The sequence below is a fragment of the Alcanivorax sp. UBA3183 genome, assembly GCF_002364155.1.
GTDB classification, from domain to species: Bacteria; Pseudomonadota; Gammaproteobacteria; order Pseudomonadales; family Alcanivoracaceae; genus Alcanivorax; species Alcanivorax jadensis.
In genome coordinates this window covers 1-24939 of sequence record NZ_DEXN01000026.1, presented here as the reverse complement: position 1 = coordinate 24939, position 24939 = coordinate 1, and the positions used below count along the sequence as shown (strand labels likewise).

Here is a 24939-nt window from a genome sequence, read left to right as displayed (position 1 = left end):
AAAACGCCTTCCCGTATTTGGCTAGCCGTGATCAGCTTTCATAGCCAAGACTGCGCAGGGTTTTTTTCTGTTCGCGAACGGTTTCCGCCAGGATGCGATTTTCCAGAAGAATATCCCGGAACTTCAGTCCTTCACGAATATTGTCGAGTAGTTGTTCGTCATCCCAGGGTTTGGGAATAAAACGGAATGCGCCGGCCTTGTTGATAGCGGACATGACGGTTTCAATATCAATCACGCCAGTGAGCAGGATGCGGATGGTATCCGGCTGGATATCGCGCAGTTCCTGCAACAGCTCCAGGCCGTTGATCTCCGGCATCATGTAATCGGTAATGACCGCGTCAAAAACGGTAGTGCGTGCCCGACGTAAGGCTTCTCGTGGATCCTGGTAGGTTTCCACGTCCCAGTCGGTGTACGCGTTGATGGTGCGCTTCAGGGCCTTGAGGATGTAATCCTCATCATCGACAAGCATGACCTGATACATATCGCGATCCTCATCCTTGGCCTTGTGGGCGCAGTGCTAAATAATGCATTGGGGGAGGCTGCGCCGGGCCGTCATCTTTGACGATACTCGCCGGTGTCGGTGCTGACAATTGATGGCAGGCCGTGCTGTGTCCCAGTCATGCTGCCTGTTCTGCCGTTGGTCAGGGATGTCCCGATTTCGGAAAATCGTCGCTAGCGGACAGTGGTAATGGCCTTGGTCACCGAGCCGGTGGCAATCAGCCGCTCTTCGCCGCTGGCATTCACCGCCAGGGCTTCCGCGCGCATGGCTGCCAGGGTGCGGCCCAGTCGATCCAGCCGGGCGCGGATGACCACACTTTCGCCCTTCATGGCGGCACGCAGGACGCTGCTGTGCGTTTCGACGGTGACTGGCTGCTGATCTTCGGACAGCGACGGCACCACCGCAAAAAAACAGGCCACGTCCATCAGTGCATAGACAATGCCGCCGTGAAGGGCGCCCATGGGATTGGCAGTGAAATCGTTCACCGCAAAACGCACCTCGCTGCGGCCTTCGCCGGCGCTCAGCAATTCCAGCTCGCAGGCGCTATGCAGGGGGTGGGCAAGAACGGAATCATGGACTTCTTCCAGGCGGCTCATGGTCTCTCTCGTCAGGTAAAGGGGGCTATTACTCTGCCTCGTGCGATGCGGGCTGTGAATGACCGAATGAAACTAAATCCCTTGACCGGGGTCTTCACTAGTCGCAGAGTAGAACCCCCTTAACCCACGGCTGGCACCATGAAAGCACTGGTCTGGACATTGTTGCTGATCATCTGCACACACGTGCTGGTGCTTGATGCCATGCATCATGAGCACGATGCCGACGTGGCCATGGAGCAGCTCGACGCCGCTCCCGCTCAGCTGGATGTGCTCGATGCCGGTGGTGATCACTGCTGCCAGTGCCATGGTTTCATGGCCAGCGCGGATTGCGCCCCCGCACGGTTGCCCGCACCGCCGGCCCGGGTGCTGGCGCTGCGCCCTCCCTTGCCGGATGCCCCGGCTGACAATCCGTTCCGCCCTCCCATCGCCTGATCGTTTTCCCGACCCCGTGTCGCGCCTGAGCGCGACAGATTTCGGATAATCGATCAGGAGCTTTCCCATGGAAAGTCTGTCCGCAGTAGTGCGCCGTTGCGCACTGCTACTGCTGCTATGCGCCACCGGCGCGCAGGCAGAAACACCCCCCGGCCAGTGGGCCGGCTGGCTGCAGCAACAACTCAACCGCCTGCCCGCCAGTCGGGCCATCAATGCCGAGCAGGAGCGCTGGATGGCGGAAAACCGCGATGCGGCCCAGCCGCTCTATAACCCGGAACTGAACATCGGCTATGAAGACAGTGCCGACACCACCAGAACCGTGGGCCTCAGCCAGACCCTGGACTGGTCCGGCAAGGCCCGCGCCCGCCGCGATGCGGTAGTGGTACGCGACACCCTGGCACAACTGCGCGCCGATAAGGCCCGCGCCAGCCTGCTGGCCGACAGCCTCAATGCCCTGGTGGCATTCGATGCCGCCCGTACCCGCCTGGCGGCCACCCGACAACAGGAACAGCAGCTGTCTGCACTCAGCGAGCTGATACGCCGCCGCGAACAGGCCGGTGACCTGGGGCAGGTGGATGCACAGCTGGCCTGGCTATCGCTGGCCCAGGCCCAGCAGACCCTGGCGCAAGCGGAAAGTGACGCCACCGCTGCCGCCACCCGGCTGCGGCAGGTGTTGGCCAGTGCCCAGCCGGGCCAACCTCTACCGGCGGCTCGCCATTGGCAGGCGGTTGCCGTCAGTACCGATGCCTCACAACGCTTGCCGGCCAGCTTCGATCTGCGTCTGGCCCAGCAGCAGCTGGCGCTGGCCGAGCAGGACGCCACCGTGGCGGGCCGGCAGCGCCGGGCCGATCCCACCCTGGGTGTCAGTGTCGGCAAGGAAGGCGACGATAACCTGTGGGGCGTGGACATCAGCCTGCCCCTGAAACTGTTCAATACCGGCAAAGCCGGCTACCAGGCCGCCTTGGCCGACAGCGACGCCCGCCGTGCCCTGCTGGAGAAAACCCGCGCCGATATCGCCGCCCGCCTGGACGGTGCCCTGCGCGATTACCAGCAGCGTCGTGAGCGCTGGCAAACCTGGCAGCAACTGACCGGCGACACCCTGGCCCGCAGCGACGCACTGCTGGAAAGGGTCTGGCAACAAGGCGAGCTCACCACCCAGAACTACCTGCAGGCCCTTAACCAGCGTCTCGATACCCGCCTGTCCGGTATCGCCCTGCGCGAAGCCATGCAACAGGCTTGGGTCCGATGGCTCCGGGAAAGTGCCCAGCTCAACGACTGGCTGAATCAGCTGGCGAACTAATCCATCAGGTTACGACTGACCTTAACAATTGCTGTAGGAGCGCCACTTGAGGCGCGAATGGTTTCTGCGACAAGCGGTGCCAACTTCTTCGCGCCCTTAACGGCGCTCCTACAAAAAAATTGGAAATTTTATGAAAATCAAAATGAAACTTCAGAAAAAGCCATTGGCGATAGCGCTGCTGGCGACGTTATCTCTCCCCGCCTGGGGCGAAGAAAACCACGCCCATGCCCACAACGAAAGCAACGAAACACAGCAGCATGCCCAGCAACTGGCACCGGACGACAATGCCGGCCACGATAGCCATGACCACGGTGATGCCTCCGAAGATACCCATGAGGAAGAAACGGTCCTGGAGCTAACCACCGAACAGCAGAACATGCTGAACCTGCAGGTCATCACCCTGCAGCCGGAACCCAACGCCACCCGGACCCTGACCGTCCCGGCAGAAATTATCAGCAACCAGTATCGCACCTGGGTAGTACCGGTACGCATCGACTCCCAGGTGCAATCGCGCAGCGCTACCCTGGGTCAGCACATGGAAAAGGGCGAGCCCATCGCCACCCTGTTCAGCCCGGCCATGGCGCAATTGCAAAGTGATTTGCAGGTGGCCGCCGATGCCTGGCGGCGGGTCAACAATCTGGGCCGTCGCACCGTGGGCAACCAGCGTTACCTGGATGCCCGTGGCGACTATCAGGCCCTGCGCGCCCGCGCTAAAGGCTATGGCCTGGATAACGAAGCCATCGCTGCCATCGAAGCCGGCAAAAGCGAAAAGGGCGTCTACACTCTCACCGCCCCGGATGACGGCCTGGTGCTGGAAGATGCTTTTCAGCAAGGCCAGTGGCTCACCGCCGGCAGCGCCCTGGTGACCCTGGTGGATGAATCCGAACTGTGGGCAGAAGCGGCGCTGCCTCCCACGCCGGGTCTGCAGATCGCCACCGGCACCCCGGCGCGGGTCATTGTGGGTGACACCACCGTGGACGGCCAAGTGATCCAATCCGGCCACCGCCTGAACCCGGTCACCCGCACCCTGTCCGTACGCGTGGCCATCCCCAATGCCGGCCACCTGTTGCACCCGGGCATGTTCGCCGATGTGGCGTTGTCGTTGGCTGCTCCCAACAATGCGCTCACCGTGCCCGAAGAGGCGCTCACTCGAAGCGCCGATGGCGACTGGCAACTGTTCGTGGAAGAAGAGCCGGGTTACTACAAACCCGTGGAAATCCAACTCAACGGCCAACTGGAAAACCGCCGCATCGTCACTGGCATGAAACCGGGCACACGCGTGGTCACCCGTGGTGCCTTTTTCCTGGCCAGTGAAATGGCCAAGTCCGGTTTCGATATTCACAATCACTGAGGATCACCGTCATGTTTAATCGACTTGTCGATTGGGCGGTGAACAACCGCCTCATTGTCTTGCTACTACTGATCATCACCATCGGCGTGATCGGCTGGCAACTCCCCAACCTGAAACTGGATGCCTTCCCGGACGTGACCAACGTCCAGGTACAGGTGAACACCGAAGCCGAAGGCCTGGCTGCGGAAGAAGTGGAGCAACTGATCACCTATCCCATCGAGGCGGTCATGTACGCGTTGCCCCAGGTGGCCGAGGTGCGCTCCATCTCCAAGACCGGCCTGTCCATCGTTACCGTGGTGTTCGAGGAAGGCACGGATATCTACTTCGCCCGCCAGCTGGTGTTCGAACGCTTGCAGGCGGCACGGGAAGATATCCCCGACGGCGTCGGTACCCCGGAAATGGGCCCCAACACTTCCGGCCTGGGCCAAGTGTATCAATACCTGCTCACCGCCGAGCCGGGCTCCAATGTGGACGCCATGCAACTGCGCAGCCTCAACGACTGGGTGGTGAAACTGCTGCTGATGCCGGTGGGCGGCGTCACCGATGTACTCAGCTATGGCGGTGAAGTGCGCCAGTATCAGGTCAACGTTAACCCCACCCGTTTGCTGGCCTACGACTTGTCACTGCAACAGGTCATGGACGCCATCGCCGCCAACAACCGCAACGCCGGTGGCTGGTATCTGGATCGCGGCGCCGAGCAATTGGTAATTCGTGGCATGGGCTGGGTCGGCAGCGGCGAGCAAGGGCTCGGCGACATTGCCGCCATTCCCCTCAAGGAAGTGGACGGCACCCAAGTACGCGTCAGCGATGTGGCAGAAGTGGAGTTCGGCGGCGAGATTCGTCAGGGCGCCCTTACCATGACCCGCCGCAATGCCAACGGCGAACCGGAAGCCCTGGGCGAAGTGGTGGCCGGCATCGTGCTCAAGCGCATGGGCGCCAATACCAAGGCCACCATCGATGGCATCAAGGCCCGCGAAGCGCGCATCCAGAAGGCCCTGCCGGACGGTGTGCAGTTCGAGGTGTTCTACGACCAGGCGGATCTGGTGGAAAAAGCGGTGAGCACCGTGGTCACCGCCTTGCTGCTGGCCTTCGTGTTTATCGTCATCGTGCTGGCCCTGTTCCTGATGAACATCCGCGCCACCGCGTTGGTGCTGCTGTCCATTCCGCTTTCCATTGGCCTGGCCTTGTTGGCGATGGCCAGCCTGGGCATGTCCGCCAACCTGATGTCACTGGGTGGTCTGGCCGTGGCCATCGGCATGCTGGTGGATGGCTCCGTGGTGATGGTCGAAAACATCTTCAAACACCTGAGCCGCAAAGAGGGCAGTCACGACTCACAGGGTGGCATCGCCCTGAGGGTAAAAGACGCCGCCCAGGAAGTGGCGCGCCCGGTGTTCTTTGCCGCCAGTATTATTCTGGTGGTGTTCCTGCCCCTGTTCTCCTTCGAGGGGGTGGAAGCCAAGATGTTCGTGCCCATGGCCATCAGCATCATGCTAGCCATGGCCGCCGCCGTACTGGTGGCGCTGATCGTGGTGCCGGCACTGGCCGGGTTTCTGTTCCGCAATGGCGTGGAAGAAAAGCCCAACAAGCTGATGCACTGGCTGGAAGCCCGCTATCGCACCCTGCTGGGCAAAGCCATGCAGGCCCGCCAGGTGGTGGTCGGTGGAGCGGTGGGTTTGTTTGCCCTGGCGCTGGCTACCACGCCGTTTATTGGCACTGAATTCGTGCCCGTACTGGAAGAGGGGACGTTGGCGTTACGTGTGACGCTGGCGCCGTCCTCCAGTCTCGATACTGCGTTGGACGTGGGGAAAAAATTGGAGAAGGAAATCATGACCTTCCCGGAAGTCACCTACGCGCTCAGCCGGGTAGGGCGCGCCGAAATCGGTGGCGACCCGGAGCCGGTGAGCAACGTGGAAATCTATATCGGCCTCAAGCCTGTCAGCGAATGGGAAAGCGCCAGCAATCGTCTTGAGCTACAGGAAAAGATTCAGCAGAAACTGGAAAAACACCCCGGCCTGCTGCTCAACTTTTCCCAGCCCATCGCCATGCGCGTGGACGAACTGCTCTCCGGCGTAAAGGCCCAGCTCGCCATCAAGCTGTTCGGACCGGATCTCGATGTGCTGCAGGAAAAAGGCGAAGCCATCACCCAGGCCGTGAAAGCCGTGGACGGTGCCACCGACGTGCAACTGGAACAGATCGCCGGGGAAGCCCAGCTGGTGGTCACCCCGGACCGCAACGCCCTTAGCCGTTATGGCCTCAGCGTCAATCAGATCATGGATCTGGTCAGCAATGGTCTCGGTGGCGGCAGCGCCGGGCAGGTGATCAACGGCAACGAGCGCTACGATATCTACGTGCGCCTGGAGCAAAACGCCCGCAAGGACGCCGAAGCCATCCGCAACCTTCGCCTCAAGGCGGCAGACGGTGCCTGGGTGCGGCTGATGGATGTGGCAGAGGTATCCCTGGTCTCCGGCCCGCCCCAGATCAGCCGCGACGACGTGCAACGCCGCGTGGTTATCCAGGCCAACGTGGCCGGCCGCGACATGGGCTCCGTAGTCGCCGACATCCAGCAGGCCATCGACAACGACGTCGACCTGCCCGCCGGCTACAGCGTGGACATCGGCGGCCAGTACGAAAACCAGCAGCGTGCCCAGCAACGCCTTGCCATGGTGGTCCCCGTCGCCGTGGGCCTGATCGCCCTGTTGCTCTACTTCGCCTTCGGCTCCGTAGCCCAGGCGGCTCTCATTCTGGTCAACGTTCCCCTGGCACTCATCGGCGGCATCCTCGCCCTGGCCCTCAGCGGCCAGTACCTGTCCGTCCCGAGCTCCGTGGGCTTTATCACCCTGTTCGGGGTGGCGGTGCTCAATGGGGTGGTCATGGTGGAAGCCATCAATCATCGCCTGCGCGAAGGCAAAGCCCTGGAGGCGGCGATCTTCGAAGGGGCGGTATCACGCCTGCGACCGGTACTGATGACGGCGCTGACTTCCATGCTGGGGCTGATTCCCATGTTGCTGGCGACTGGCGTGGGCAGTGAGGTGCAGCGGCCACTGGCGGTGGTGATTGTGGGTGGGCTGGTATCGGCCACGGCGTTGACGTTGTTGGTGTTGCCTAGTCTTTATGGGGTGTTTTCGAAGGAGAAGGTAGCAGGGTTACAGCGATAATCTTATATCCCCGGCCTTCCAGGTCGGGGGTAGCGTCCCGTTTTTCATCAGCGCACAACTTGAATTTGTAAGATATGGCTTACAGAACTTTGTAAGTTGCTGAGACAAGGTTAGTTTTAGCAAAAGCGGATGCAAGAAAAGTCCGAGTAAAAATTCCCGTTCAACACGCAAGTGCAAGAAAAATCTGTTGAGAGCGATTCGTAATTTTGCGGTAAGCTGCTGATCGGTAGCCAGTTTGCTGTGATCCTTCGGGTGGGGTAGGTCTGGGATATACAGCGAAGTGATATATCGCATCTGCAATTTAATACGCTGTTAGCAGCCGGCCAGAAGGATGGTATGGATATAACAGAAGAAAATTATCAAGAAGCGTACGACGCAATAAGAGACATCCTATTTATGTATGTCGACATGGTTGAGTCATATAGAGGTTTTGGGCATAACATTCAGAGAGGCAGGTTTTCGCCTCTTGATTTTGTTGATGCACCAATTTATGAGCCAGAGGGTTATACGTTTGCAATAGATATTCATCTTTTACAATCTGGTTCTGCCATATCATTACTTTGCGAGCTGTCTGATGCTTGGGATGAATATCAAACGTGGAATGTTAAAGGCTGGCCATTGATACATGAAATCAAAAAGGCTAACGCTTCAGGTCGATTTTCACATCTTCCCGAGATACAAGAAGCAATAAATATGGCCTTTGGCGATGACGAAGATGTATTTAGAGATCAGTTGGTGAAAGTATACAAAAGCTATGTTTGCGCGTATTTTAATAAGTTGTCGAAAAGCTGCTAACAAACGCATGCACAGGACCCCAGCTACGTTCCGCCGGTTGCGATTCGCTACGCTCATTATATCGCAACCGGCTCCACTACGCTGGGGCCTGTGAAGCAGAAAATAGAGGACACCCATAAATTGGAAGATCTCCTACGCTGAGTATGGCCGATGTCTGATACGTGACTGTTTTTAAGGTCAGTATATTGAGGTCATGGATAAGCAAGGAGGCGCTCCATGACCCGTGCTAGATATACCCAGGTTTCTCTAGACTCCACTCCCTACTATCACTGCATCTGCCGCTGTGTTCGGCGAGCCTTTCTGTGTGGTCAGGACCACTATTCCGGTCAGGATTACGAGCATCGCCGCCAATGGGTGGTGGATCGTCTTGCGGTGCTGGGCGAGGTGTTTGCCATTGATCTCTGTGCCTATGCGGTCATGTCCAATCACTATCACGTTGTTGTTCGACTCAATCAGAAGCAGGCGCAGGCCTGGTCAGATACTGAAGTCGCTGAGCGATGGATGCGGTTATTCAGTGGGCCACTGATTGTGAGGCGCTGGCTAAGCGGGCAAACACAGGAAGGTGAGGCATTGAAGGCACTTGAGATCGTCGGCCAATGGCGGGAGCGGCTTTATGATCTTGGCTGGTTCATGAAATGTCTCAATGAATATCTTGCCCGGCGGGCGAACGAAGAGGATTGTTGTAAGGGCCGCTTCTGGGAAGGTCGTTATAAGTGCCAGGCGTTACTGGATGAAAAGGCGCTATTGCAGTGTATGGCCTATGTGGACCTCAATCCTGTTCGGGCGGATATGGCCGGTACTCGTGAAACTCCGGATTATACTTCGGTGAAACAACGAGCTAGCGAGGTCAGGGATCGCCAGGCAACGAAGAAAATGCCTCGTCTTCTCCCGATGGTAAATAGTGAGACAGTGGAAATTGAAGACGATGATACGGTTTGCCGTTTTCGGCTGATGGACTATCTGGAGCTCGTGGACAGTACGGGAAGGGCGGTGCGTGTAGACAAGCGTGGTGCAATCTCGGAGCGGGCCGCAGGGATTCTGGATCGCCTTGGTATTGATGAAAGGGCCTGGCTGCGGCATATGCAGCCGCGCAAGCAGAGACTGCCTGTTGCGGTCGGCAGCCTGGAAAGATTGAAAGCCTATGCCGCCTCGACAGGCCGTAAATGGGTGTCGGGACAAAACCTAATCGCATGCTGATTGATGAGGATTTCTTTTGATTAAATTTATGCGTGTCCCGAATTAGAATGGCATGCAGTACCGGCTTTGATGGTCACAGGTGCCGAAGGGTGTGGTTATGCATTTATAAGTGCCCCACTTTCACATAAATCAACGCCCCGTCTTCTCTGGTAAACGGCGCGTGCTGACTCAGGTGGGGGCTACGAAGCCAGCTTCCTGTTGGGTAGGAACCATGCTCGTCATAAAAGGTACCTTCCAATACAAAAATCTCTTCCCCGCCCCAATGCTGGTGCGGTTGGAATTGGGTATGGGGCGCCCATTTCACTAACCCCACGTGCTCACCTTTGAAATCGTGCAGGGGCATCACCGTCAGTCCCTCGACGAGTCCCGGTCGCCAGGCAGTGTTCAAGGTGTCGATCACTTTTGGCTCGGTGTCGTCCTGATCAAATTGATGCAGCTTCACCAGTATCGTTGCGCCTTCCTTGCCGATGCGAGGCGTGTGAGTGGTGCCAATAGGGTTGCGCACGTAGGTGCCCGCTGGGTAGTCCTGATGTTCATCCGAGAACACCCCCTCTAACACCAGAAACTCTTCACCGCCATCATGGGTGTGAGAAGAGAACGCACTATGCGGGGCATAACATACGATGGAGGTCGCCCGTGCCACCTCATCGCCGACCCGGTCCAGCATCATGCGCTCAACGCCGGGCATGGGTGAGGTGACCCATCGGTAATCCGTGGGACGAATGACCACGCGTTGATCGAAATTTGCATTGAGTAAGGTGGCCATGGTGCGCTCTTTTAAAAATATTGAGGGTGCTAGTGTCTGCCGGGATAAGCGTCGCGGTCAACGCTTCCAGGAATGGCTGAGGGCCGATCTTTTTTGGGGGGATAGACAAAACGTGCCGGTGCATCGTTTGGTTTGACAGACGATAAAGGTGGCTGTGTCTCGATAACGCAGCGGAGCCTTGTCCAATTGCGGGGTGCGGCGCAGTAGGTGATACTCATTAATTGGAAAATTTCCAACATCGTTGTGAACGGTTTGTGAATGTGCCGCACGGTGCCGGCCAAGGAAGGCTTGCCTCGGGCAGGATGAGCTGCCAAGGAACTTTGCGGCTTGTTACTTGACTGAAAAGATATGGCAAACTTGCTGGCCGTGCCGTTGAATGCTGGTCGGTACAGCCTCCTTGTTTTCAACCCCGAAGAGGAAAAACATGCGTATTGTTCTCGTTTCATCATTGCTTGCCCTGAGCGCCGCTGCCGTTGCGGGTCCTGAGTGCCAGGAGAAAGATCGTACAAAATGGATGGATAAGGATGCTTTCGAGCAGAAGCTGGTTGACGATGGCTACAAGGTCAAGGTGTTCAAGATCACTGATGGCGATTGTTACGAGCTGTATGGCTGGAATGAGGAAGGCAAGAAAGTTGAGATTTACTATGATCCAGTCACCGGCGAAACACTGAAGACCGAGATCAAGGACTGATTCAAATGGCTACTGTTCAGGTCTGGGATCCGCTGATCCGGATTTTTCACTGGACGGTTGCTGTTGTCTTTGTCGCCAACTATTTTTTCAATGAAAAAGGTGGCGATCTCCACATTATTCTGGGTTATACCGCAGCGGGAATGTTGGTGCTGCGGTTTTTCTGGGGGTTTGTGAGCCATGGTGCTGCACGCTGGTCTGATTTCTTCCCTACACCGTCACGGCTGGTTGCACACTGGAGCAGCTTGATGCGTGGCGATGGTTACCGTCGGCTAGGGCATACACCACTTGGTGCCGTGGTGATGATCCTCATGATGTCGTGTCTGGCAGGACTCGCCGCTACCGGATATATGATGGAAGAAACCGACATGTTCTGGGGGGTTGAATGGGTGAAAGACCTGCACTGGGGCTTCGCTACGACATTGCTGGGGTTGGTTGTTCTCCACATCCTGGGGGCGTTGTATGAAAGCTATCGCCTCAAGGAAAACCTTCCCTTGTCCATGATTACCGGGCGCCGTCGCCGCTAATACGCATTAGCCGGATTTTACGTGGCGACTTGATTGATGCGTTCCCCCGCTTGGGTAGCCCTGAGCAGCATGCCAAACTATAAACATTAATCGGCAGTACACACACACTGGCAGTAGAGCGAAAATGATTAACACCAAGATATACAAGGCAGTTTATGGGCTGGCTGAACAGCTGATGGAGGCTGATAGAAAAGGCAATAAAGGCGAGTTTGATTCTCTTTATGCGCAGCTACAGGCCATTTGTACCGAGAATGAAAACACCGACAAGGACCACCCGGAGCAATGGGAGACCCTGGCTGACTTTACCGAAGATCTGGAAGAGGCACTGAAGGGCTACGAAAAAGCCCTGGCGAAGGCCGAGAAGATCAACTCCAAAGACCACCTCTCATCTATCGCATTCTCCATGGCGAAATTGCATGTTGATCTAGGCCAAACCGATGCGGCAATCAGGAAGCTGGAAGAAGCAAAAGTCAGCGCTAACAAGATTGAGGACAAAGAACTCAAAGCGGAAATTGATGAGTTGCTGGAAGGCCTACTAGGTAGCTAGAGTCAGCAGGCGAATAAGGGGCCCCGGCAATGACTGAATTTATGCGTGCCCCTCTGCTTTGAGAAACAAGGCAGGACATGGATGGCGTCGTCTGCCCACCCATTTCGCCAGATATGAAAGGCCCGGCTTGCCGCATGCCTAACGCACGATGAAAACCGATATATCGCTGTGTTTGACGATGTTTGCGCCATTGGAACGAAGAATGTGAAGTTTGTCGGCAATGCCCGGGGTGTGCGAAGCCATGATAACCAGGTCAGCGCCCGTGTCCTTGATGGCTTCCAAGAGCCGGTCATCCAGTTCCACGGCGGTGTCAGGTGTCGATATGACCTTGCTGTCGGTGTCGATGCCGTGGGCCAGACCTTGTTCCTTGGCAAAGGCACTGAGCTTCTCCGCCAGCTCTTCCGGGCTGTGCGCTGCAGAAGACGGGGCGCTGCTGGTCACGCTGACGTAGCACAGCGTAGAGCTATAGTGTTTGGCAATGTCGATAGCTGTGCTGAGAGTCTTCGGCATTTTGTCGGTGTGTGCCAGGTCGATGGGAACGAGTATCTTCCGGTACATGGCATTTCTCCTTATTCCGAGTCAGTGATTGCATCACTAGATTTCACATTGAAAAGGGTGGCATAGATCAGCGGATGTTGCCAAAAAGATGGGCCGGTCGTTGATCCAGGGCAATAGATCAGGTAGAAATAATAAAAATCAGCGATAGCAGATTTGATGAATGAAATGCCCGTTTTATCGTTTTAAATTGTCCGTTTTAAAACGGCGATCGTTCCTGGCATATCACCAGAAATAAAATATTCCGCCTATCGCGACGGAGGTAAGCGACCGTTCATTAATGATAGGGCTATCGGAAATTCCCTCTCCAAGATAATCCTCTTTGACGACAGCAAGAAAGTGCCAGTGTTTTCCCGGCGTCCAGATAGCGGTCAAGGCGGCCTGATAATTGAGTGAGCTATGTTCACCATAGGCGGGTCGGCCGGGCGCAGTTTCATCGGCGTCCACCCCGTAGAAATGCTCGACTAATCGACCGTCCTGCCAAACCAGTCCCAGAGATGGCGCGATGGTGAAATCTCCCCAGTTAACCCCGCGGCTGACAGTAATGCTCGTTTCCAGGCCGTCGCTCTCATTGCCTATATCTTTCAATAGGTTGGCAGATATTTGATACATGGAATGCTGATAGTCATAAGACAGCCCGGCAAAGACGGTGCGGTGTGTTGTCTCTATGCCGTTAAGTTCACCATTGTCAGCAAAGCCTGAGGTGACTTCATAGAAGCGAGGCGTGACGACCAGCCCCAATACGCTATTGTCTTTTTTAAAGAGATCCAGGCCGACATCAAGGCCTTCCAGGCTGAAGCGTTTATAGCGGATGGAAAAATAGGGGAGCCCTTCGTTTTGTTTATCGACACCGACAAAAGGCCGTTCGGTGATTGACGTTGTGGCGCCGATACCGAAGTGGCTGGTGTCATCCAGGGGAGCCCGAGAAAGCGGCGTGTTGATAGCGGTCGGGGCTGCCACGGCCAGTGAAGAGGAAAGAAAAAGAAGGCTGGCGGCGACGTTACGAATACATGCCGAAGAGTATTTGTTGGCAAACATGGAGTCTCCGTAGACTTTAATGAATTGTGGTTTTTGACGGCAGGAGACTGCCCGCGGCTTGTACGGGCCTGGGGTCGCTGCTCTGGCTTATCCAGGCCACCAGCCCGGTGCGTTGTTGTCCGTTGTCGGGTGGAGAAGGTAGCGTGAGGGTCACGGTAGAAGACGGCATGGGTTGGTTTTTCCACTGCAAAACAACGAAATCGTGCTGTAAGGTTTTGCCGCGGTTCTCTCCACGTTGTATTGAGGACTCCAGGCCGAGGCCGATCCATGCGGTATTGAGCCGTGCGCTATCGGGAAGCTTGCCCTCGAACGTGGCCTGCAATGTCGGGTGTTGGTAGGTAACCGAAAGAACACCAACCTTTTTCCGTGATAGGGAACCCCGCCAGTTACGATCACGTTGAAAAAAGCCGCGCCACTCATTGCCGTTGATGAAAAAACCAGGGGTGTATACGCGATTTGAGTCGTGAATCTGAGCGTAGCGACGTTGCCGGTCACTAAAGGCCGGGCTGGCATAAGGGTCTGCCCAACCGATGTAATCCCAGTAATCCACGTGAAAACACAATGGGATAAACGTTGAAAATAGCCCTTCTTGCTTTCCCAGCGATCGAAGAAACCGGTCTGCCGGCGGGCAGCTGCTGCAGCCCTCAGAGGTGTAAAGCTCAATCAGTGAGACTTTTTGTTCTCCGCTGTTGAATGTCAGGGGCCTGCTGTCAGCATTCAGCAGGGTAGATACAAGAACAAGAAAGAGGCTGAGCGGCGCTCGCATAAGAGATGTCCTATGTTTTCCGTTAGCGCTTTGATGTCAGTAGGCAGAGTTCGTTACAGTCAGGCCTGGACGAAATGGCTAGAGTGCCATGGTAGGATGGGAAACTTTGTGGAAAGGCAATCGCGCAGCAGGCTTCTTCTAGGAAAAGAGCACACGCATAACTGAACGAAATGATAGAGCTGAAGCTCCCGGAAGCATGGATTCTGCGAAGGCCATTCGCAAAATCCGTGCATGACCCGGATTGGAGTCCCGACGGCGGGGCGTTTGGTGGGTTTGCTCTAGCGGCTAGCCAATCCGGCTCTTCCCACGAATCATATCCACCGCTTTTTCTGCAATCATCATTGCCGGCGCGTTGGTGTTGCCGCCGATCAGGGTGGGCATGATGGAGGCATCGATGACGCGCAGCCCTTCGATGCCGTGAACGCGTAATTGCGGGTCGACCACAGCAGTTTCGTCGGTACCCATCTTGCAGGAGCCCACCGGGTGGTAAACGGTGTCGGCGCGCTGGCGGATCACTTCACGGATATCGTCGTCACTTTTCACATTTTCGGTGAACATGTCCTTCTTCATCCAGCGCTTTAGTGACGGCGCTTCCATGATTTTCTGCGTGATCTTGTAGCCTTCCACCATGTCTTCCAGATCCTGGGGATCGTCCAGAAACGCCGGATCGATGAGGGGCAGGTCGTCCGGGTTGGCGCTGGCCAGTTGCACGCTGCCCCGGCTGCGCGGGCGCAGCAGGCAGACATGACAGGAGTAGCCCTGGGTGAAGTGCATCTTGCGACCGTGATCATCCACCAGGGCGGTGACCATGTGCAGTTGTAGATCCGGGGCGGACAGTTCCGGCCGGGTTTTCAGGAAGGCGCCGGCTTCGGCAAAGTTGGAGGTCCACAGCCCGCGACGTTCCTTGCGATAGGTTGCCATGGCCATTAGCGCCCGCCACATGCCGCCCGGTGACAGGCCGAAGGTAGCCGGACTGTCGGTGGTGTAGCCGAAAATGAAATCCGGATGATCCTGCAGGTTCTTGCCCACGCCGGGCAGATGATGCACCACAGGGATGTCGTGCTTTTTCAATTCCTCCATATCGCCCACCCCGGACAGCATCAGCAGCTGGGGAGACTGGAAGGCCCCGGCAGACAGCAGCACTTCCTTGCGGACGCGGAGAGTACGCAGCTGTTTGCCCTGCTTGAATTCCACACCCACAGCGCGCTTACCGTCGAACAGAATACGCTGGACTTGGGCCAGGGTTTCCACCTGCAGGTTCTTCCGATCCAGGTGGGGAAACAGGTAAGCCCGCGCGCTGCTCCAGCGCTCGCCATCCTTCTGGGTGACCTGAAAGACCCCGGCACCTTCCTGCTCGGCGCCGTTGAAGTCATCGGTAATGGGGATGTCGCACTCTCGGGCGGCATCCAGGAAGTAATCCTGAAACGGGTTGCCGGTGCGGCTGTCGCTGACCCAGAGCGGGCCGTCGGTGCCGTGGTATTCGTTATCGAGACGCTCGTTGTGTTCATTAAGGCGGAAGTAGGGCAGCACATCGTTGTAGGACCAGCCGTCATTACCCAGCGCGGCCCAGTGATCGTAGTCTTCGCGGTGGCCACGGATATAGACCATGGCATTGATGGCGGAGGAGCCGCCCAGGCACTTGCCACGGGGTTGGAAACCCTGGCGGCCATTCAGGCCTTTCTGCGGCACGGTTTCCATGACCCAGTTGTTGATGGGCTTGGAGAGCATGGCCACGGCGCCGGAGGGCACATTGACCAGTAGCCCGTCACCCTGGCCCCCGGCTTCGAGCAGGCAGACGCGGGTGTCCGGGTCTTCACTCAGTCGCCCGGCCAGGGCACACCCTGCGGATCCCCCACCGATAATGAGATAGTCAAAGTCGTTTTCCATGGCTGCATCCCTTTTCTTGTCTGTTATTTACGGTGCGGCTCGACAGAGGCATCTGTTCCGGCCAGGGTTCGCTGGTGGGGGCGGGTACCGATATCCATCACAACGTCAGTGAAACAGATTATCACCGGGTTTTTGTGGTGGTAAGTACTGTTTGTGTGACCGGCAGGGCGCTCCTGAGACCTTTTCCATACAAACCGCAGACAGTGAAAAGTCGCCCTGATAAGGCCATTTCCCATCGCGCTTTGCGGTATGCTGAATCAGGGCTCACGTGGCTTTAACGGCGGCTGGTGCCTTATGAATAATGGCTTGTGCGATGCAAGTTTTAGCATCGTGCCAAGGGTCCCTGCGTATGTTTAGATGAGGCCCTTGTTTTTCCCGGCATGCTATCAGTGTGCCTGAGGGCATTATGATGACTGGAGATTACAATGAGAAAGCTGTCTGCAGCGCTACGTCTGGTAACAGATAATACCCGCGCCAAGCCCATGCTGGTGCCGACGCGCAGGAGTATTCGCTTCAACGTGGACCCCAAACGGATTTCAGACTGGCACACTCCGGGCGGGCCCGTGCTGACGGCGTTTCTGAACACCTTCTCCACCATCCTGCCTGTGGGTGAGCGCTTCTTTATCGACAGTGTGCGTGCCTACCGGGATCAGATTACCGACCCCGAGCTGAAGAAGGCGGTGACCGCGTTCATCGGTCAGGAAGCCATGCATGGCCGGGAGCATGAAGAATATAACGATGCCCTGTTTGCGGTTTCCTCGGTGGCGCCCAAATTCGAGCGTCTGGTGGAGGGCGTGCTCAAGACCTTCAACAAGTACAGTGCCCCGGTGTCCCTGAGCGGCACCATTGCCCTGGAACATTTCACCGGACTGCTCGCGGATAGTGTGTTGAGTGATCCTCGCGTTGTTGAAGGCGCCGACCCGGCCTATGCCGCGTTGTGGCGCTGGCATGCACTGGAAGAAACCGAGCACAAGGCGGTGGCATTTGATGTCTGGACGGCGGTCATGGGTAAAGGTGTTGGCGCCTATGGGCTGCGTTGTTTCGGACTGGGTCTGGCAACGGTGGTGTTCTGGGGGCTGGTGATTCCGGTCTTTCTTGAAGTGTTGCGCGAGCAGGGCAAGCTGACGGACTGGAAGGGCTGGCAGAAGTTTTTCCACTACACCTTCGGCGATATCGGCATGCTGCGTAAGCAGATAGGCAACTACCTGGATTACTTCCGCCCGGGTTTCCATCCCTGGGATCACGATAACCGTGAGTTGCTGCTGCAGATCGACAGTTTCCTGGCTGAGCAGGAAGCGGCTGCCTCCGCCTGATTGTTCCCGCCTGTTTCTTGAGGGCTGGCATCATGGTCTGCATGACCGTGGTGTCAGCCGGCGTTTATGACCTTCCCTTTTCTCACCGGTGATCACGTTCCCGTGGTCCTGTGACGACCACGACTGACTGCTTCCGACCTGCCTGCGGTGCTTTCCGCGGATGTTGGATACAGAAAAAATCTGCGTTTCAGTGACAGATGAGAGCCCATGAAAATGCGGCTTGCGTGTTGGTTCGTTCGTTGTCGCCTGGCGCGCCTTGCAGGGTGCCAGGGAGGCGGGAGTGCAGATGGCGCGCGTGAGCACAGCGTTGGTGATTGTGGCGGCCCTGTGCTGGGGGCTGTCAGGTGGCATTGGCGGTATGTTGATGGCCGAAGGCTGGAGTGCGTACCTGGTGTCGTTCTACCGGGGCGCGATTGGTCTGCTCCTGGTGCTGGTCTGGCTGATGCTGCAGCCGGGTGGGCATGGCCTGACGAGTCAGCGCTTATGGGGTTGGTCTGTGATTGCCGGCCTGGGTGTCGCCGGTAATTTCGCGTTCTATTTTCTCAGTATTTCCCAGGGCAGTGTGGCGGTGGCGGCCACGCTGATGTACTGCGCACCGGTGTTCGTTTACCTGGTGTCGTTTGCCTTGAGACTTGAGCAGCCATCTGTTTTGAAGTGGGCCGCCATTGCGGTGGTGATGCTGGGTATCGTTTTGCTGACCCGCGTGTATGACATGGGGGCGCAAGGGGTGACGGTGATCGGCGTTACTGCCGGTATGCTGGCCGGGGTCTGCTATGCCGTATTCATTTTCGGATTCAAATACGCCGCACCCCATGGCAGTCCCCAGGCGATTCTGTTCATCGCATTTTCGGTGTTGGTCATGATGCTGGTGTGGCCGGCGGATATTGGTCAGATTATGGCGGCCGCCAAGTCATCGGATTGGCCGCTGTTTGTCGGGCTGGGTGTTCTGGGCGCAGGGCTGTCGTTTGTGCTTTATGTGGTCGGCCTCAGGAATGTGGCTCCGGCCGTGGCCTCCATCGTGGCCATGGTTGAGCCGGTGACCGCGTCATTATTTGGTGTGTTGATATTGCATGAAAGCCTGGCTGGTTCTCAGGTTGTTGGCATTATATTGATACTGGTGGCGGTGACGGCACTGAGTGTGTATTCCGGTCCAGGCCGGCTCCCGGCCCGCTGGGGTGTTCACTGAGCAGACGGGCCAGCTAGGCCCGGTGTTTGTTCTCTCTGGCACGAAACGGTCTCACCTTTCTGTCGTTGTCCCTGTCTGCTATGGCATCGTCGCCTGTAGAGCGATCCTTGCGCGACACATAATCTGCCGGCGGGGTTTCAAACAGGCTCTGGTAGCTCAGGTTAACGATGGACTCAGAGGTCTTCGGCAGCAGGTAATACATGGCCAGGGCTCCCTTGCCGAAAATGCCGAGCTTGCGTTTGTTCTGGGTGATGACCACATCCAGTAGCCAGTTCACCGCCGTTTCTGGAGACATCACTGGCAGGTAGTCATAGATTTTGGTGGGCGCAATCATTGGCGTGCGCACCAGCGGATAGTTGATGGAAGAAAAGCGCAGGTTGGTATGGGCATATTCATTGGCCGCTACCCAGGTCCAGCCTTCCAGTGCCCACTTGGAACCCAGGTAGGCGGAAAAGCGGGCCGGGTTGGCCTGCACGCCCACGGTGGATACATTGATGATATGGCCTTCATCGCGGGCTTCCATACCCGGTAACAGGTTCACGGCCAGGCGCAGCGCGGCAAAATAGTTGAGCTGCATGGTGCGCTCGTAATCGTGGAAACGGTTCACGGTAAATTTGATCGAGCGGCGAATGGAGCGGCCGGCATTGTTGATCAGAATATCCACCCGCCCGTGATCCGCCAGAGCCTGCTGGCAGATGCGGTCGCACTCTTCCAGGTCGGTCAGGTCGCCGGGATAAATGCAGGCCTTGCCGCCACGTTTTTTTATTTTGCTGGCAATGGCTTCCAGTTTTTCTGCATTGCGCGCCACCAGCAACAGGGTGGCGCCGGCATCGGCCAGTTTCTCAGCCACGCCTTCGCCAATGCCGGAACTGGCACCGGTGAGTAATACCACCTTGCCTTGCACGCGGTCGTGCAGGGCCTGCCGGGGCGTCAGCAGGCTTTTGGCATTCCAGGCCCAATGATTACGAAAGCGGCTGATATAGGGGCCGATTCTAGGGCGTCTGAACTGGATATCGTTGGCCATACGGGTCTCATAACTTGCGGCAAGGAGTATTCGTGCAGCCATTGTAATCTGAGCATATACTCGGAAAAACTCGGATTTGCTGACTGGAACAGGCCTTTGAATCATGCGCACAGAAAAGTGGCAAGCTGCTGATTTCAAAATGAAAAAAGAACCCAAGCAGGCGCGCTCGAAGGCGTCGGTGGCTGCCATGGTGGGCGCCTGTGCTCGGATTCTGGAACGTCATGGTTATACGGGGCTGAGCACCAATGCCATCGCCGAGGTGGCCGGAGTCAGCATCGGTTCGGTGTATGAGTATTTCCCGGGCAAGGAAGCCGTGGTGGCCCGCCTTACGGAAGAGCTGCTGTCGGAAACCACGTCCCTGCTGCAAAACCGCCTGGATCTGACCGATAACCGTAACGACCTGCATGTGGCCATGCGCCATTTTCTGGGCGCGCTGTATTCGCTGATGCGCAGGCATCGCAAGCTGTTGCGGGTGCTGGTATTTCAGGTGCCGTATCTGCACCGGCTACCTGCGACCCGGCAACTGCAGAAAGAATTGCAGGAAGTTTTGCAGACCGGCTTGCAGAAAACCCGTCAGCAGTATCGGGTGAAGGTGCATCCTTACTCGCTCTACCTGATGGCTACCTCAACCGCCGGCAGTTTGCTGCATCTGGTATTGATGGCTCCGTCCGGGATGGATCAGGAGGCCGTGCTGGATATATTGGCGTCAAAGTTGACTGCCTGGTTGATTCAGGATTGAGGCGGGGCGGGAAGGTCTGATCTGGATCAGGGCAAGAAGGGCCAGCGGAACTGGCCCTTGATTCTGGAAGCGCTTACAGCTTCTTGAGCTTCTTCTTCAACTTCTTCAGCGTGCTTTCCTGCTTGGAGATTTTGGATTTGCTGTTCTTGATCGCTTTCTTCAGTTTTTTACGCTTGGACATGATCGCAGTTTCCTTTTCTGGATAGTTGTAGCGGGCCGGGGAAATACGGCTAATTGCCGGACTGCTTTTCCTGGTCCTTGATAAAGCTGCGAATAAACCGGCGTACCTCACGTGCAGCACTGGTATCTAGCTCCTCACAGAGTGAGACAAACCGAGCACGCTCTTCATCATTAATGCGAATGATCAGCTGGCTATTTTTCTTTGGCGTTTTGGTCTTCGACATATCGATAACCGTCATTAAGAAAATAGGGCAGCATGTTCGCCGGTTTAAGCGCGGCACTCAATAACCCTATCGGCTATCATATAGATAGTCAATGTATATACATTTATGGAGAGCCGCCCTTTACCCGGTGGTGGTTTGGCGGTGAAAGGGCCGAGGATGGCTTGTCTGTTGTTATGGGATGGAACACCAGGTGATATCCTGTGCACGACGCTAAGTGAATAAAGAACGGGACGTATCATGCAGGAAATGGAACAGGCAGAAGACGATTTTGCACAGAAGGCTCTGGTGGACGCGGTGGAAAACCAGATTGCCGATGGCCACCCCCGTGAGGCGGGGCTGGTGATCATGGACCTGATCGGCCAGGGGGTGGGTCGTGAAGAAGCGCTGGAAAAAATGGCGGATGTGCTGGCAGCGCATATTGCTGTCAGCATGAACCAAGAAGCGTCCTTTGACGTGAATGCCTACGCCCGCGACCTGCTGCAATTGGCGCAAGCCGATACATCCGAGTGATTGCCGCTGGCACTTCCGGACGGGAACCCTTCTCGTCGCTGATTTCAAGCCCTTGTCGACTGGCCGTCAGCGGCGGCCCTGCCATGGTATCCAGCCTGTATAATGCTAGTCTTGCCCACCCTGGCGCTGACACCAGCGAAGACAGACCGAGGTAACCGTGTCCGATATCGAGATCCCCATTGAAGATTTCCGCCCGCCGTCCCTGCGCACCATGGCCGGTGTGACGGCCATGCAGCGCCGCTATTTCGACGCGACGCTGGAAGGCGCGGAGAATGTGGACCCGCAGCGACCGGGCCTGTTTGTGGGGAATCACGCGCTGATGGGCGTGCTGGATTCCCCGCTGTTCGTCTACGAACTGTATCGGCAGACCGGGGTGTTCCCGCGCTCCCTGGGGGATCACTTCCACTTCCCGACGCCGGTGTGGGGCAAGCTGGTGACTCGTTTTGGCGCCGTGCCGGGTACCCGTGAAAACTGTCGCCGACTGATGGAAAGCGGCCAGCATGTGCTGGTTTTTCCGGGCGGCGCCCGCGAGGTGGCCAAGCGTCGGGACGAGATCAACCAGCTGGTGTGGAAGAAACGAACCGGCTTTGTCTACATGGCCATTGAGCAGGGGTTCGACATTATCCCCTTTGCCTCACTGGGCTGTGATGAGGCCTACGACATCGTTTATGACGGTGACGATTTTGCCAACGGCTGGCTTGGCAAGCGGTTGCTGGGCAACGACAAGATCAACTCGCTGATGCGCGGCGGTGATCTGTTCATGCCGTTAGTGAAAGGCATCGGGCCTACCTTGCTGCCCAAGGCCGAGCCTTTCCGCTTTGCCATCGGCAAGCCCATTCCAACGGCTCACCTGCAAGGCCAGGAAAAAGATCCTGCGGTGCTCTGGCAATTGCGTGAACAGGTCTCGGATGCCATTACCGGCATGCTTTCCCGCATGGATGAAGAACGCAAGGAGCAGCCGCGCCCGCTCTGGCGCAAAGTGCTGGGTGCACGCAAGCACTGAGCAACAAGACCGGGGGCATGGTAGAAAAGGAATTCTCCAGAGTGTCCCTAACCCAGAGTCAGAAACGGCAGCAGCGTTACCAGTAACAGCACCAGCACCACCACGAACAATCCTGCCACGCGAAGCGGCTGTTCACGCAGTCGCCCTGCCAGTGTCGGGGCCGTCCCTTCCCGTTGCGCCTCCTCATAGGCCTCTCGCTGACGCCGGGCGCGTTCCTGCTGATAGTCGGCCAGTAATGTCTTGGCTCGCTCCCGGTCATCGGGCTGGGTCAGCCAGATGCCGCCGGAGGAGATCCCCCACATGCTCGGGGCGGTCTCATAGAACAGGATCTGGTGCTGTTCCAGCAAGGCGCGAACTTCATCGGCCTCGTCGTCCGGAACCCGGCGCAGATTCAGCAGTAAGGTGGTCATGGCGCTCCTGATGATGTGTCCAGGCCTGCCCGCGAGACACGGGCAAGGTGCAGAGGTTGGTACAGGATACATGGCTGCACAGGCCAATGGTTACTATCGCCGGGTGCCATGTTCAGCGTGATCATCAACCCAGTATCCCCTGTGACACCCAGCCACCCAGATACAGGCCCAGGCCAAATACGGTATGGGTCAGCAGACTTTGCAGGCGGGCAGCGTTGGGCGTCGGCATGCGGGAGGCCGCAATGCCGGCCCCCATGCCTGGCTGCATCAACAGAAACGGCGCGGCAACAGTGCCGATGCCAACCAGCAATGCCGGCACCAGGGTGGGCTGGTCGATCCAGCTTTGCCCTCCTATACCCAGCAGAATCCCCGCGAAGGCCAGGCCGGTAAGATAATGGGTCAGCCAGCCCGTGGCCTTTTCACCGGGCATGGCGGGTGAGGTGGCAATGGCGGTGTGGCGGAATTGCCCGTGGCGCATATGCAGCAACCAGCGGCCAACCATGGCGTAGTTGGGTGGAGCGACTCCCAGTATGGGCTGGCGTAGCCAGCTCCAGGCGTCCATGACCAGGGTGGCGCAAATCCCGATGACAATGATGCTGCTCAGGAACTCAGTGACGTTATCCATGGGGCTTCCTCAAGATGACTTTGATGATAATCTGCAACTTGAAGCTGGCTTGAGGTTAAGGTCGTGTTGGATATTACCGAAGTGGTGCGCCGGTCCGGCGTGCCGGCGTCGACGCTGCGATATTACGAAGAGAAAGGGCTGATCCTCTCCACGGGGCGCAGAGGGCTAAAGCGGATATTTGCCCCGCGAGTGCTGGACCAGCTGGCATTGATTGCCCTGGGGCGGGCAGCGGGATTCACGCTGGATGAAATCGGCGAAATGTTCGATGCCGGCGGTGAGCCCAGCATCGACCGGCATGCCTTGTCGGCAAAAGCCGATGCGCTGGATGACACTATCCGCAAACTGTCTGCCATGCGTGACGGCCTGCGCCATGCGGCAAAATGCCCGGCGCCCAGTCACCTTGAATGCGTACAGTTCCGGCGTTTGATGAACATTGCGTCGGCACGGATGAAAGTGGAGAAACAACGAGGCAGTCAGGACATATAAAAAGGGAAAACAAAGAGCCGGCAAGCGTGCAGATCGACCTGGACGGGTATGACGCCACGAGAGTGGCGTCAGCGGCTCAACGTTTCACTGTCAGGCACTCTGCCTTTGATCTGCCTCCTGCGCAAAGCCGTCCAGTCCTTCCAGAAACATCAGTTGCTGGCGTATCACGCCGCTGAATGCCGGTTCGAAATAGGGTTCGAAGTGATTGGCTTCAATGCTGGTGATGGTCAGGTTGGGGTTGTTTACCTTGCGAAGGGTACTTTCCGTAAAGGGGGCGACGGAATCCTGGCTGGCACCGAGCAGCAGAGTCGGGATGCGGATGTCCTTGAGGCGCTTGAAAGGACGGTAGGGGCCCATGGTCATCATGGAGCGGGCTGCTACGCGGTTGTCGTAACGACGACCGATGCTGATTTCGGCCAGTTGCAGGGCTTTGCCGGCATCGTCCCGATCCATGGAGGAAAACGCTCCGGGTTTGCTGACCACGGGCAGGTAGATCGGCTGGCCCGGCTTAAGCAGGTCTGCCATGGCGTAGATCCCAAAGCGCAACAGCCGTGGCAGGGGGACAGCGCGTACTGCGGCCATGCCATCCAGCATGGGGACCTGGGCAATTGCCCCGGCCAATTCAGGGTGCTCGGCGGCCAGTTCCACCGCATGGCCCCCACCAAAGGATGAGCCCCACAGCACGATGCGACGTGGGTCGATGCCTGGCTGGCTTTTCAGGAAGGCCAGGGCGGCATCGCCATCGGCCACCCGCTGGCGGGCGGAAATCACATGTCGCGGCAGGCCGGCACTGTCGCCCCAGCCGCGATAATCAAAAGTCATGACCACATAGCCCGCCCGGGTAAATTCCTCGTAGTAGGACACCGTTAACGCATCCTGTATTCCGCCCCAGCCGTGCAGCATGAGGATAGCCGGCAGTGTTTCTGCTGAGGCCTTCGCTGGCCGGTGCAGGGTGGCTGCACACCAGGTTCCGCCGGAGTCAAACCCGGTTCGCTGACTGTCACAGGTCAGGTCTTGGGGGCTGTGCCGCAGGGTATTCATTGTCGGGCTCCGGTTTTCTTGTATGTCATTCAAGAGCAAAGCGTAGCATTCTTGAATACCATACAAGATGACCGGGAAGACTATGGGAGAGGGCCCCTT

27 protein-coding genes are annotated in these 24939 nt (G+C 57.3%); 15 read left to right on the top strand and 12 right to left on the bottom strand.

Annotated elements, in window-relative coordinates; translation table 11 throughout:
• Positions 1-31 precede the first annotated feature (31 nt).
• On the bottom strand, positions 32-481 hold the full coding sequence (locus B3Q33_RS10420; protein WP_035250564.1) for a response regulator: 450 nt from the start codon (positions 479-481) through the stop codon (positions 32-34).
• Between the two features lie 191 nt (positions 482-672).
• Positions 673-1095: a PaaI family thioesterase gene (locus B3Q33_RS10415; protein ID WP_035250562.1), complete on the bottom strand. Its 423-nt coding sequence runs from the start codon at positions 1093-1095 to the stop codon at positions 673-675.
• A 138-nt stretch (positions 1096-1233) separates the two neighbouring features.
• Here B3Q33_RS10415 and B3Q33_RS10410 point away from each other — a divergent pair, with 138 nt between their 5' ends.
• The 6 genes from B3Q33_RS10410 to B3Q33_RS10385 all read left to right on the top strand — a co-directional run bounded on the left by B3Q33_RS10410 (position 1234) and on the right by B3Q33_RS10385 (position 9325).
• Positions 1234-1527, top strand: coding sequence for a hypothetical protein (locus B3Q33_RS10410; RefSeq protein ID WP_035250560.1), 294 nt, complete (start codon positions 1234-1236; stop codon positions 1525-1527).
• 67 nt (positions 1528-1594) lie between these two features.
• Positions 1595-2827 carry a TolC family protein gene (locus tag B3Q33_RS10405; protein WP_035250551.1) on the top strand — a complete coding sequence of 411 codons (1233 nt, stop codon included), beginning with the start codon at positions 1595-1597 and terminating at the stop codon, positions 2825-2827.
• 142 nt (positions 2828-2969) lie between these two features.
• Positions 2970-4178 (top strand): efflux RND transporter periplasmic adaptor subunit, encoded by a 1209-nt coding sequence (locus tag B3Q33_RS10400; RefSeq protein WP_232222153.1) that lies wholly within the window; start codon positions 2970-2972, stop codon positions 4176-4178.
• A gap of 11 nt (positions 4179-4189) precedes the next feature.
• A complete protein-coding gene (locus B3Q33_RS10395) occupies positions 4190-7333 on the top strand; it encodes an efflux RND transporter permease subunit (protein ID WP_273010267.1) in 3144 nt (1047 codons plus the stop codon).
• Positions 7334-7669: 336 nt separating this feature from the next.
• Complete coding sequence (locus B3Q33_RS10390; protein WP_272961643.1) at positions 7670-8128, top strand: hypothetical protein; 459 nt, start codon at positions 7670-7672, stop codon at positions 8126-8128.
• Positions 8129-8344: 216 nt separating this feature from the next.
• Positions 8345-9325: a transposase gene (locus tag B3Q33_RS10385; RefSeq protein WP_272961642.1), complete on the top strand. Its 981-nt coding sequence runs from the start codon at positions 8345-8347 to the stop codon at positions 9323-9325.
• Positions 9326-9428: 103 nt separating this feature from the next.
• On the opposite strand, the gene B3Q33_RS10380 is transcribed toward B3Q33_RS10385, so the two are convergent.
• A complete protein-coding gene (locus B3Q33_RS10380; protein WP_272961641.1) occupies positions 9429-10091 on the bottom strand; it encodes a cupin domain-containing protein in 663 nt (220 codons plus the stop codon).
• A gap of 424 nt (positions 10092-10515) precedes the next feature.
• Here B3Q33_RS10380 and B3Q33_RS10375 point away from each other — a divergent pair, with 424 nt between their 5' ends.
• From B3Q33_RS10375 to B3Q33_RS10365, 3 genes are all read left to right on the top strand, one after another.
• Positions 10516-10782, top strand: a complete 267-nt coding sequence (locus B3Q33_RS10375; RefSeq protein ID WP_035245471.1) for a PepSY domain-containing protein — start codon at positions 10516-10518, stop codon at positions 10780-10782.
• Positions 10783-10787: 5 nt separating this feature from the next.
• On the top strand, positions 10788-11306 hold the full coding sequence (locus tag B3Q33_RS10370) for a cytochrome b/b6 domain-containing protein (protein WP_272961640.1): 519 nt from the start codon (positions 10788-10790) through the stop codon (positions 11304-11306).
• Positions 11307-11430: 124 nt separating this feature from the next.
• Positions 11431-11853: a tetratricopeptide repeat protein gene (locus B3Q33_RS10365; protein WP_272961639.1), complete on the top strand. Its 423-nt coding sequence runs from the start codon at positions 11431-11433 to the stop codon at positions 11851-11853.
• Positions 11854-11991: 138 nt separating this feature from the next.
• On the opposite strand, the gene B3Q33_RS10360 is transcribed toward B3Q33_RS10365, so the two are convergent.
• The 4 genes from B3Q33_RS10360 to B3Q33_RS10345 all read right to left on the bottom strand — a co-directional run bounded on the left by B3Q33_RS10360 (position 11992) and on the right by B3Q33_RS10345 (position 16099).
• Positions 11992-12411 carry a universal stress protein gene (locus B3Q33_RS10360; protein ID WP_035245466.1) on the bottom strand — a complete coding sequence of 140 codons (420 nt, stop codon included), beginning with the start codon at positions 12409-12411 and terminating at the stop codon, positions 11992-11994.
• A gap of 222 nt (positions 12412-12633) precedes the next feature.
• Positions 12634-13446: a MipA/OmpV family protein gene (locus tag B3Q33_RS10355; protein ID WP_273010268.1), complete on the bottom strand. Its 813-nt coding sequence runs from the start codon at positions 13444-13446 to the stop codon at positions 12634-12636.
• Positions 13447-13462: 16 nt separating this feature from the next.
• Complete coding sequence (locus B3Q33_RS10350) at positions 13463-14212, bottom strand: DUF1223 domain-containing protein (protein ID WP_273010269.1); 750 nt, start codon at positions 14210-14212, stop codon at positions 13463-13465.
• A gap of 285 nt (positions 14213-14497) precedes the next feature.
• Positions 14498-16099 carry a GMC family oxidoreductase gene (locus B3Q33_RS10345; protein ID WP_273010179.1) on the bottom strand — a complete coding sequence of 534 codons (1602 nt, stop codon included), beginning with the start codon at positions 16097-16099 and terminating at the stop codon, positions 14498-14500.
• 425 nt (positions 16100-16524) lie between these two features.
• Here B3Q33_RS10345 and B3Q33_RS10340 point away from each other — a divergent pair, with 425 nt between their 5' ends.
• Positions 16525-17412, top strand: coding sequence for a metal-dependent hydrolase (locus tag B3Q33_RS10340; protein WP_052042478.1), 888 nt, complete (start codon positions 16525-16527; stop codon positions 17410-17412).
• Positions 17413-17698: 286 nt separating this feature from the next.
• Positions 17699-18598, top strand: coding sequence for an EamA family transporter (locus B3Q33_RS10335; protein WP_272961633.1), 900 nt, complete (start codon positions 17699-17701; stop codon positions 18596-18598).
• Between the two features lie 13 nt (positions 18599-18611).
• On the opposite strand, the gene B3Q33_RS10330 is transcribed toward B3Q33_RS10335, so the two are convergent.
• Positions 18612-19622: an SDR family NAD(P)-dependent oxidoreductase gene (locus B3Q33_RS10330; RefSeq protein ID WP_273010270.1), complete on the bottom strand. Its 1011-nt coding sequence runs from the start codon at positions 19620-19622 to the stop codon at positions 18612-18614.
• 139 nt (positions 19623-19761) lie between these two features.
• On the opposite strand from B3Q33_RS10330, the gene B3Q33_RS10325 reads away from it, so the two are divergent.
• Positions 19762-20361, top strand: a complete 600-nt coding sequence (locus B3Q33_RS10325) for a TetR/AcrR family transcriptional regulator (protein ID WP_273010181.1) — start codon at positions 19762-19764, stop codon at positions 20359-20361.
• Between the two features lie 230 nt (positions 20362-20591).
• On the opposite strand, the gene B3Q33_RS10320 is transcribed toward B3Q33_RS10325, so the two are convergent.
• A complete protein-coding gene (locus tag B3Q33_RS10320; protein ID WP_198030612.1) occupies positions 20592-20765 on the bottom strand; it encodes a hypothetical protein in 174 nt (57 codons plus the stop codon).
• A 237-nt stretch (positions 20766-21002) separates the two neighbouring features.
• Here B3Q33_RS10320 and B3Q33_RS10315 point away from each other — a divergent pair, with 237 nt between their 5' ends.
• The gene (locus B3Q33_RS10315; RefSeq protein WP_273010182.1) at positions 21003-21275 is read left to right on the top strand and encodes a hypothetical protein; all 273 of its coding nucleotides are present in this window, start codon (positions 21003-21005) and stop codon (positions 21273-21275) included.
• A 157-nt stretch (positions 21276-21432) separates the two neighbouring features.
• Positions 21433-22278: a lysophospholipid acyltransferase family protein gene (locus tag B3Q33_RS10310; RefSeq protein WP_272961629.1), complete on the top strand. Its 846-nt coding sequence runs from the start codon at positions 21433-21435 to the stop codon at positions 22276-22278.
• Positions 22279-22325: 47 nt separating this feature from the next.
• Here B3Q33_RS10310 and B3Q33_RS10305 read toward each other — a convergent pair whose 3' ends face one another.
• Positions 22326-22688 carry a DUF6164 family protein gene (locus tag B3Q33_RS10305; protein ID WP_273010183.1) on the bottom strand — a complete coding sequence of 121 codons (363 nt, stop codon included), beginning with the start codon at positions 22686-22688 and terminating at the stop codon, positions 22326-22328.
• Between the two features lie 124 nt (positions 22689-22812).
• Complete coding sequence (locus B3Q33_RS10300) at positions 22813-23313, bottom strand: DUF2938 domain-containing protein (protein WP_273010184.1); 501 nt, start codon at positions 23311-23313, stop codon at positions 22813-22815.
• A 63-nt stretch (positions 23314-23376) separates the two neighbouring features.
• Between B3Q33_RS10300 and B3Q33_RS10295 the strand changes: the two genes are divergently transcribed.
• Positions 23377-23799, top strand: coding sequence for a helix-turn-helix domain-containing protein (locus B3Q33_RS10295; protein WP_035245442.1), 423 nt, complete (start codon positions 23377-23379; stop codon positions 23797-23799).
• A gap of 90 nt (positions 23800-23889) precedes the next feature.
• Here the strand turns inward: B3Q33_RS10295 and B3Q33_RS10290 are convergent, their stop codons facing one another.
• Entirely contained in the window at positions 23890-24840 is a 951-nt protein-coding gene (locus B3Q33_RS10290; protein ID WP_273010271.1) for an alpha/beta hydrolase, read from the bottom strand.
• Positions 24841-24939: the final 99 nt, after the last annotated feature.